Raw genomic sequence first — 8,987 nt, 5'->3', positions numbered from 1 at the left:
TCCCCTGCTCCCCCGCTCCCCATCTCCCCTGCTCCCCTGCTCCCCATTCTATCTGAGGTGCTTAAATGTTGGAATTGGTAATTGAACCATTGAAATTTGAGTTTATGAGAAACGCGATCGCGACGGGTATTTTATTGGGTATAATCTGCGCGGTTGTCGGCTCTTATTTAATTGTACAACAGATGGGTATGATTGTAGAAATGATTGCCCATTCAGTATTGCCAGGATTGCCAATTGCGTTTGTCTTTGGAATTAGTATTTCCATTGGAGCTTTTATATCTGGGGTCATCAGTGCTGTAATCATGGCTTGGATTCAGTCTCAATCTCGACTGAAAATTGATGCAGTGATGGCGTTGATTTTGTCTACCTTTTTAGCCCTTAGCGTCGCTCTAATTAGCCTGTTAAAGACCACTAAATTAGACCTGCAAGGATTTCTTTTTGGTAATATATTGTCAGTATCGCCTGCTGATGTACAGCACACTTTTGCGATTACTGTAATAGTTTTGATTTTAGTCAAACTCTTTTACAAAGAACTATTGTTTTATACCTTTGATAGAATGGGGGCTCAAGCAAGTGGTTTGCCAGTTAATTTGATTTATTTTGGGATGATTGCTGCGATTACGCTGACGATTGTAGCGAGTTTACAAACTGTTGGTGCGCTGCTAGTAATTTCTATGCTGATCGGGCCGGGAATTACTGCATATTTATTAGTAAAAGAACTACATTTAATGATGGTAGTGGGAGCGATTTTAGGTAGTTTTGCTAGCGCGATCGGTATGTATTTCAGTTATTACTTGAATGTTCCATCTGGCCCTGGGATTGTCTTGGTAATTTTTGGATTATTTTTGTTAGCTTTGCTTTTCAGTCCCAGCCAAGGAATTTTCACTAGAAAGAGATTTCATGAGTAGCGTAACGCCGCCCTCTGGGCGGTATTTTACCGCCCGTAGGGCGGCGTTACATAAGTCCTTAAGTGTTAACCGAGAACACATTGAAATTAGCACGATAATCTTGAGCGGATAAAACTCGCCAACTGGAATCACCTAACAATTCCAAAACGTATTGGTGGTACTCAACTAAACTCGCACGGTGTCCGACGCTGATAAAAGTAGTTTTAGTTCCTTGTAAATGCTGATAGAGCGCCGCTTCATTTTTCAGATCCAAAGCACTTGTAGCTTCATCCAAAATAGCGTATGAGGGCTGCGTTAGTAACAAACGTGCAAAAGCAAGGCGCTGCTGTTCACCTAGGGACAAAATATCAGCCCACTCTAACTCTGCATCAAAACCACCCGCTCTCTCTGGTAAATCTGTTAAATTTACCAATTCTAAGGCGCGGCGTAGTTCTTTCTCCTCAACTTTGCTGCTGGTATTGGGATAGAGCAGTTGCGATCGCAGACTTCCTAAAATCATATAAGGTCGCTGGGGCAAAAACAGCATTTCGTCAAGGTTTGGCCGCACCAAGCGACCTGTTCCGCTGTTCCACAAACCCGCGATCGCCCGCAGCAGAGAACTCTTACCCGCACCGCTTTGACCTACAATTAAAAGTCCTTCTCCTGGTCGTACTTCAACGGAAAGATCCCGAATCAAAGTCTTCTGGTGTTTCGGAGTGTCTAGAGTAAGGTGTTCTAGTTTAAACTCAGAACTTACTTCAGAACTGACTACAGTATCAATTGTAGTTTCTCCTAGTTTTTGTGCGGTTGTTTGTGCTTCTAGCGTATCTGTAAATACTGCCAAACGATTGATACTTGCTGCAAAAGCGCTCAAGGCTTCAATTTGATCGACAACTACCGATAAAGCGCCTAAAACTTGACTGAAAGCAAAACCAGCTTGACCGATATCTCCAAATTTAATTTGACCGGCAAAATAAGCGGGAGCGAGAAACAGAGAAGGGAGAATTACAACAGCATATTTATATCCAGTGGTAAAGTATCCTAGATTTCGCTGCCAGCCAATCAGCAAGTTAAAATTCTGGAATACTTCCACAAATCGTTGCTTGACTTGAGTTGACTCCTGTTCTTCGCCAGAGTAAAATGCAATCGATTCAGCATTATCGCGGACGTGAACTAATCCGTAGCGAAAGTTAGCTTCCTTTTTCAGTTGGTTAAAGCTCAGCGGAATTAATTTTTGACCAAAAATGGTAGTAATTATCGTACCAAAAGTAGCATATATAATCAGGAAGACTGAAAGCTGTTTAGAAATTGACCAGAGAATCCCAGTGAACGATATAATATCAATTACTGAGCCAAGAATGATTAATAAAAAGCTCAAGCTTGTGCCAGTGAAAGATTTAACATCTTCAGAAATACGCTGGTCAGGGTTGTCAATTTCATTTTTCCTAGAATTGATTTCATAGTAAGCTCTATTCTGAAAATATTTATCAAGGAACTTATTGGTCATCCACTCTCGCCAGTAGAGGCTAAGTTTATCCCTGATATAGCCGTAAATCACAACAATCGGAGTACCAACGACAAAAACGCCCGCATAAACGAAAAGATATTTCCAGTAGTTTCCCTCATCTTTACCTGCCAAGGCTGTTTGGAAAAAGTTGCCGACGTAACTAATCACCACGTTAAGACCGCTAACCGAAAGTGATAGAATCAGCAACAGAGTCAAGAATCCCCATTGTTGCCAGCGCGGTATTAACCTATTTCTGAAAAAGATAAAGGCGCTGAATGGCAAAATCAGCATTAAAGCCACAACCACAATCGCAGGGGAATTAATAATGCTTTTTATCAGTGTCGCTAAACCAGCCGCGACACTATTGAAAAAGTCCGGGAAAAGAGCTTGAATTCCTAAACTAACGGCGCTGACAACTACGAACATGGCAGCGAACAGAAATACGATCAGCAGCACGAGCAATCCCAGAAAGGCTGTGCCACTCCTTTGTTCAAGGGGATAAAAGTAAGGCTGTGCGATCGCTAAAAATCGCTTCCATAACTGACCATCAAATCGATTCATCTTTGCTTTCAGAAGAACTACTTAGGCTGTTTTAAGATATCAAGAGTCTTGACAAAATGCTAGAGGATCTCTTGGAACTGGAGATGGTGACAAGAAAAACAAGCTAGTAGGTTAGGTGGAGGGTAGCGTAACCCAACAAAGCACTTCTGTTGGGTTCTGGTAGGCTACGCCAACGTGGTTTTGAGGTGAAAATAGTAAGTAATTCTCCCATCTCCCCCATCTTCCCCATCTCCCCCATCTTCCCCATCTCCCCCATCTCCCCCATCCTATCTTCCCCATCTGACTAGGAAATTGGCCCGGAAGAAGTTGCATTCCCGTTTGCCAAATCCTCCTGCGGTTTACTTGTTAAGTGTTGCTGGCTAATCCCCAAACTAACTTGTTTCATCAGCCAGTACAAACAGGTAATCACTAGAAAGGTTACAACCATGACCAAAACAGGACGCTTGCCGATGAGATCGTTCATGACGGTGTTAACAAGCTCGTCGGGGTTAGTGATGATGTCCCAACTGTTGAAACGTATAAATCGTCCTAGATAAATGCCAATAGCACAAAGACCGTGTACGATTAACTCGGCGACTAAGATGAATTGACCCAAACCCTGTTGCTTCAAGTAATAACCTAAGTTAATCACAGATAAGACATAGGCTTCAAAACCTACGACCATAAATAGTAGATATTGGGGAATTAAGGCAAGGGTAATTACCCAAACTGAGTACCCCCAGCGAATCTGGTCGATCAGGTGAATGATATCTGTTAAAACGTAGGGTGCATTCGGTAAGAAGGCGATGAAAGCGAGAAAACCACCCCACCAGCGGAGGGAGCGAGTTCCGCGCTGTCGTAACACCCAGATATCCAGAGCCATCAGTAGCAGGGTGACTGCGATCGCGCCAAGTACGTAAGTTTTGCCTAGATCGCGGATCAGGTGAACTCCATAGGCTACAACATGGCGGGTATTTGGCAAGAAAGTCGCTCCTAAGAGGAATGCTGTACCCCACAGCAGAAAGCGCGATCGCGGTCGGTAAAATAGTAAAAAACTCACGGCTAAGGGTACTAATGCCAGAAACAAATTCCAAGACATCCAGCGTCCATTGTGTGCCATTGCCCGCCAGGACTCAGCGATCAAAGCAATCAGTTCATATTTCATAGCTTTTTCACGGAACGATCTACTCTTGTGGGATAGTTACAGATTGATGCAGCATCATATCGCTAAAGGGTTATTTCGATTTTAGATTGGATAAAATAGGGTTAAGATTGGGTCAATAGCGTTCAAACTTAAGCACTGATAGAGTTTCAGCTTTTTTTTCTCAGCTTGATGTAGCGACAGTCAATCTGCTAATTTTTAATTTTTAATTTTTAATTTTTAATTTTTAATTGATTAGCGGTTTTGCCGAATTGGAATCTCAATTATAAAGGTTGTTCCTTGACCGACTTCTGAAACACAATCTAGTTTACCTTTGTGCTGTTCTACCACAATTTGGTAACTGATTGACAGTCCTAATCCGGGGCCTTGGCCGACTGCTTTTGTGGTGAAAAATGGGTTGAAAATCTGAGCTTTTACTGCATCTGGCATTCCTGAACCGTTGTCGGTAATTTGAACGATCGCAGTTTCGCGATCGCTAACTTTGGTACAAATGTCAATCCGACCCGGATTAGCTTCTATTTCCTCAACAGAGTGCCCTTTAAATCTCTGCTCAATCGCATCGATCGCATTGGCGATTACATTCACAAACACTTGATTTAGCTGACCAGCATAGCACTCCACCAGTGGCAGAGCGCCAAACTGTTTGACTAACTGAATCTCAGAATAGTTATTTTTTCCTTTAAAACGGTTCTGTAAAATCAACAATGTACTCTCAATGCCTTCATGAATGTCAACTTGCTTCATCTCAGACTCATCCAAACGGGAAAAGTTTCGTAGAGATAATACAATTGAGCGGATGCGCTCAGTTCCTACCTTCATTGATGATAAAATTTTGGCTAAATCTTCATTGATAAATTCTAACTCAATTTCTTCAATTCTATCTCCAATTTCGCCGCTGGGTTGAGGATATTGCTGTTGATATAATTCCACCAGACTAAGTAATTCTTGAATGTAATCATTGACATAGGTGATGTTACCATGTATAAAATTCACAGGGTTATTAATTTCGTGAGCAATACCTGCAACTAACTGCCCCAAGGAAGACATTTTTTCAGTTTGAATCAATTGAGCTTGAGTAGAGCGTAATTGCACAAGTGTCTTTTCAAGTTGTTGTGATTTTTCTCGTTCTCGCATTTCACTTTGCCTTAATGCTTCTTCCGCTTGTTTGCGATCGCTAATATCAGTCATTAAACCGTGCCAGATGCTATCTCCGTTACCTAAATCTTCAGGTTTAGAAATGGTTTGAATCCATTTGATCTTACCTGACGGTAAAATCATTCTTCCTTCCCAATCCCAAGGTTGCAGAATTTGGACTGCCCGAGCAACTAATCGATCGTGATTTTGGCGATCGTCTGGGTGGATTAGATCGTGTATTAGAGTTATATTTTTTTGAACTATTTCTGGCTCTATTTCAAAAATTTCCCTACAAGCAGGACTTATATAAGGATAGCTCGCAGAACCGTCGGCACACAACAGAATTTGGTAAAGCATTCCTGGCACATTAGCGGAAAGATGTTGAAATTTTGCCTCGCTTTCCCGCAATGCTTCTTCTGCAAGTTTACGAGCTGTAATATCTGAAATTGAGCCAACCATTCGCACTGGTATTCCCTCTTCATTTCGCAGTGCTTTGGCTCTACCCAAAATCCATTTGTAGCTGTCATCTTTACAGCGAATACGATACTCGGCAATAAAATAGGGAGTTTTTCCCTCTAGGTTATCTTGGCCTGCATTTATCACCCGGTCAAGATCGTCTGGATGTAGGAGGCTATACCAAGCATTTAAGTCATTTTCTATTTCCCACTCTTCAAACCCTAACATTTCCTTGCAACGGGAAGACATGAATAGTTCATTATTTCTTGGATTCCAATCCCAGATCCCATCATTAGTACCCTTGAGAGCTAATTGCCAACGTTCTTCGCTCTTTCTCAATTCTTCCTCAGCTTCTTCTCTCTCTGCAATTTGTGTCTGTAATTGCTTCAACACTTGCTTTAAATTTGCCGTCCGTTTTTCAACTCTAATTTCTAGTTCTTCATTAGCTCTTTGGAGGGCGATTTCTGCCTGCTTGCGTTCAGTAATATCTCGCGAAATACCAATCACTCCGAGTGCATTTCCTTCCGAGTCACGGTATACGCTTTTTGTAGTTAGAAAATTCCGTATTTCATCGCTAAGTGGTACATCTTGTGAATAGGTAAGCGATTGTCCAGTAGCAATAATTTGGCGATCTATTTCTAGGAACTCCTGAGCAATTTCCGGCGATAGCAGATCCCGATCGCTGTTACCGATAACTTCCTCTGGCTGTCGGTCAAAAGCTTTAACAGTGGCACTATTGACGAGTACATAGCGTCCCTGAAGATCGCGGACATAAATGGGATCGGGGATGCTTTCAATGACTGCTTGCAAGAGCGTGTAACTTTCTTTTTGGGCTTTTTCAGCTTGTTTGCGACGGCTAATATCATTACCAATAGCTAGGATTCCTTTAAAGCATCCTTTGTCATCCACAAGCGCTTTATTTCGCCACGAAACCCAGACTAATTCTCCATTTCTTCGGATATTTTCGTGTTCGTTGCAAATATATCGTTCTGGGTGTTGTAGGATATCTTCACCCATTTTTGTCAGGTCATTTCCAGAGGAATCTGTATGAGGAATAATTGTTCCGATTGCATTTTTGCCTATGATTTCTTCCTCGGAGTAGCCAAAGAATTTTTGGGCGAATTCGTTAAAAAAGGTAATATTACCAAAAGCATCTACTTTCAGAATAATGCTATTGGCATTTTCAACTAATTCTCGATATTGCAATTCACTCTCTCTAAGTTTATCTGTTGCTTCTTGTACAATCTCTCGTAATTTTACGGGTTCTCGCGTCCATTTAAATACAAAAATCCCCGTTAATACTGCTAGTAAACTACTGCCAATTCTTACCCACCAAGCTTTAGCTTTTGTGAGGTCTGGATTGAGAGAGATTTGAGAAGCTAAATCCCATGTTAGAAATCGCTGTAAGTTTAACTCACCTTCGAGATTTACCCGAACTATACTTAAATTTTTTACTGTATCAACGTGGTTTTGCTGCTGTAATTGCTCTGCCTGTGAACAATCTAGAAACCAGATACTTGACACAACCACTACTAATGTTGAAACTGCTGCTAAGTAACGGGCATATTGGAATTTCATAAGCTGATTTTTAGCTAATAGTTTCCAGTAAAACTAGACTTATTACAAAAATGAGTTAAGCAGAAATCCCTTCAGCTCAAAAAGGGAGAAAATGGGGGAGATGAGCTTGCTAAATCGTTCTCAACCCTCTTTTTTAGCGCGGTTGGGGAACTTAGGGTTTTACCTTCAATGCGTAAGTCCTAAGTGAGCTTCAGTTCTGTAACTGCAATAACTTATGTTCAGGGTTCTAGCACCTATGCAAAAAGTCTATTGTGACCTCGATCTCGTTTTTAGTTGAAATACCCAGGTTAAACTGGAATTAGGAATGTTTAAGTTTTTTCGCGAGAGTGAATCAGAGCGTGGAGAATTCGATGCAAGAGCAGTTGGCGGAGGCGATCGCATCCTTTAGCGATCGCGTGGATTATCTCGAAATTCGCACTGAACAGAGCGAGTCAACGGCGATTAGTTTTCGCGGCCCGCAGTTGGATGGCGTTAACCGCAGTTTTTCCCTTGCTGGCGGCATCCGCGCCTGTCACAAGGGGGGATGGAGTTTTGTGACTTTTAATAGCTTGGCGGAGTTAAAAAACCGCATTGAAGAGGCTATTTCTCAAGCTCATTTGGTGGGTACAGAAACTACTGAGTTGGCGGCAGTTAAACCGATTCAAGACTATGTGGCTGTGGAATTTGGTCGCGATCCACGGGGCGTATCTCTGGAAGAAAAGCGCTCTTTGATGCAAGATTATAATCAATTGTTGCTGGACTTTGACCCGCGAATTCAGACGACGATGACAGGTTACAGCGATCGCTTTGGGATTACTTATTTTGTGAATTCTCAAGGTACTTCTATCGCTCAAGAACGCTTGGATGTGACGGGGCGTTTTGGCGCGATCGCGCGGGGAGAAGATGGTATAGTCCGCCAAGGTTTTGAGTCGATCCACTCGCGATCGGATTACAATGTTCTGGCGAATGTTGAAGACCAAGTGAAATCCGCCGCACTCAGAGCTGTTAAGCAGTTGGAGGCAAAACCAGTTAAGGGCGGTCAATACACTGTAATTTTAGATCCCTACCTTTCCGGCGTGTTTATTCACGAAGCTTTCGGTCATTTGTCGGAAGCTGACGGTATTTACGAAAATCCTAGAATGCAGGAGTTACTAACTCTGGGAAAACCGTTAGCAATTGAACAGTTAAATGTGGTTGATGATGCAACTTTACCGGGACTTCCCGGAACTCTTAAATACGATGACGAAGGTGTACCGGCACAATGCAAGTATTTAATTAAAGATGGAGTATTAACCACAAGAATGCACAACCGCGAGACTGCGGGCAAAATGGGTGAGGTACCGACTGGAAATGCTCGTGCTTTAAGTGCTGGTTATCCGCCAATTGTACGAATGACAAATACTGCGATCGCATCAGGCGAACATTCTCTAGAAGAGATGCTTGCTGATATTGAGGAAGGCGTTTATGCAGTGCGGATGTTAGGCGGACAGACAAATGGGGAAATGTTTACCTTTGCGGCGGCGGAAGGTTACATGATCCGTAATGGTCGTTTGGCTGAACCTGTAAGCGATGTGACGCTGACGGGAAATGTCTTTCAGACGTTGAAGGATATTGAGGCGATCGGTAATGACTCGGTTTATGCTTACGGCGGTTGCGGGAAAGGTGGCCAAGGCGGCTTACCCGTGAGTGTCGGCGGCCCCCATTTGCGGATTAAAAATGTCGTCGTCGGGGGACGTTAGGGAGC

5 protein-coding genes are annotated in these 8,987 nt (G+C 42.6%); 2 read left to right on the top strand and 3 right to left on the bottom strand.

The annotated features are described in order from the left end of the window. The first annotated feature begins 65 nt into the window (after positions 1 to 65). Positions 66 to 908: a metal ABC transporter permease gene (locus PN499_RS02875; RefSeq protein ID WP_272030186.1), complete on the top strand. Its 843-nt coding sequence runs from the start codon at positions 66 to 68 to the stop codon at positions 906 to 908. Between the two features lie 58 nt (positions 909 to 966). Here PN499_RS02875 and PN499_RS02870 read toward each other — a convergent pair whose 3' ends face one another. From PN499_RS02870 to PN499_RS02860, 3 genes are all read right to left on the bottom strand, one after another. Further along, positions 967 to 2,955, bottom strand: a complete 1,989-nt coding sequence (locus PN499_RS02870) for an ABC transporter ATP-binding protein/permease (protein ID WP_272030185.1) — start codon at positions 2,953 to 2,955, stop codon at positions 967 to 969. Between the two features lie 283 nt (positions 2,956 to 3,238). Further along, the gene (locus tag PN499_RS02865; protein WP_272030184.1) at positions 3,239 to 4,099 is read right to left on the bottom strand and encodes a DUF1361 domain-containing protein; all 861 of its coding nucleotides are present in this window, start codon (positions 4,097 to 4,099) and stop codon (positions 3,239 to 3,241) included. A gap of 231 nt (positions 4,100 to 4,330) precedes the next feature. Beyond that, positions 4,331 to 7,264, bottom strand: a complete 2,934-nt coding sequence (locus tag PN499_RS02860; RefSeq protein WP_272030183.1) for a PAS domain-containing sensor histidine kinase — start codon at positions 7,262 to 7,264, stop codon at positions 4,331 to 4,333. A 350-nt stretch (positions 7,265 to 7,614) separates the two neighbouring features. Between PN499_RS02860 and PN499_RS02855 the strand changes: the two genes are divergently transcribed. Then, the gene (locus tag PN499_RS02855) at positions 7,615 to 8,982 is read left to right on the top strand and encodes a TldD/PmbA family protein (protein ID WP_272030182.1); all 1,368 of its coding nucleotides are present in this window, start codon (positions 7,615 to 7,617) and stop codon (positions 8,980 to 8,982) included. Positions 8,983 to 8,987: the final 5 nt, after the last annotated feature.

The organism is Kamptonema animale CS-326 (genome assembly GCF_028330895.1).
In the GTDB taxonomy this organism is placed as follows: Bacteria; Cyanobacteriota; Cyanobacteriia; order Cyanobacteriales; family Microcoleaceae; genus Kamptonema; species Kamptonema formosum.
Note: the sequence above shows the minus strand (reverse complement) of the source record. Positions and strands in the feature narration are given on the sequence as shown.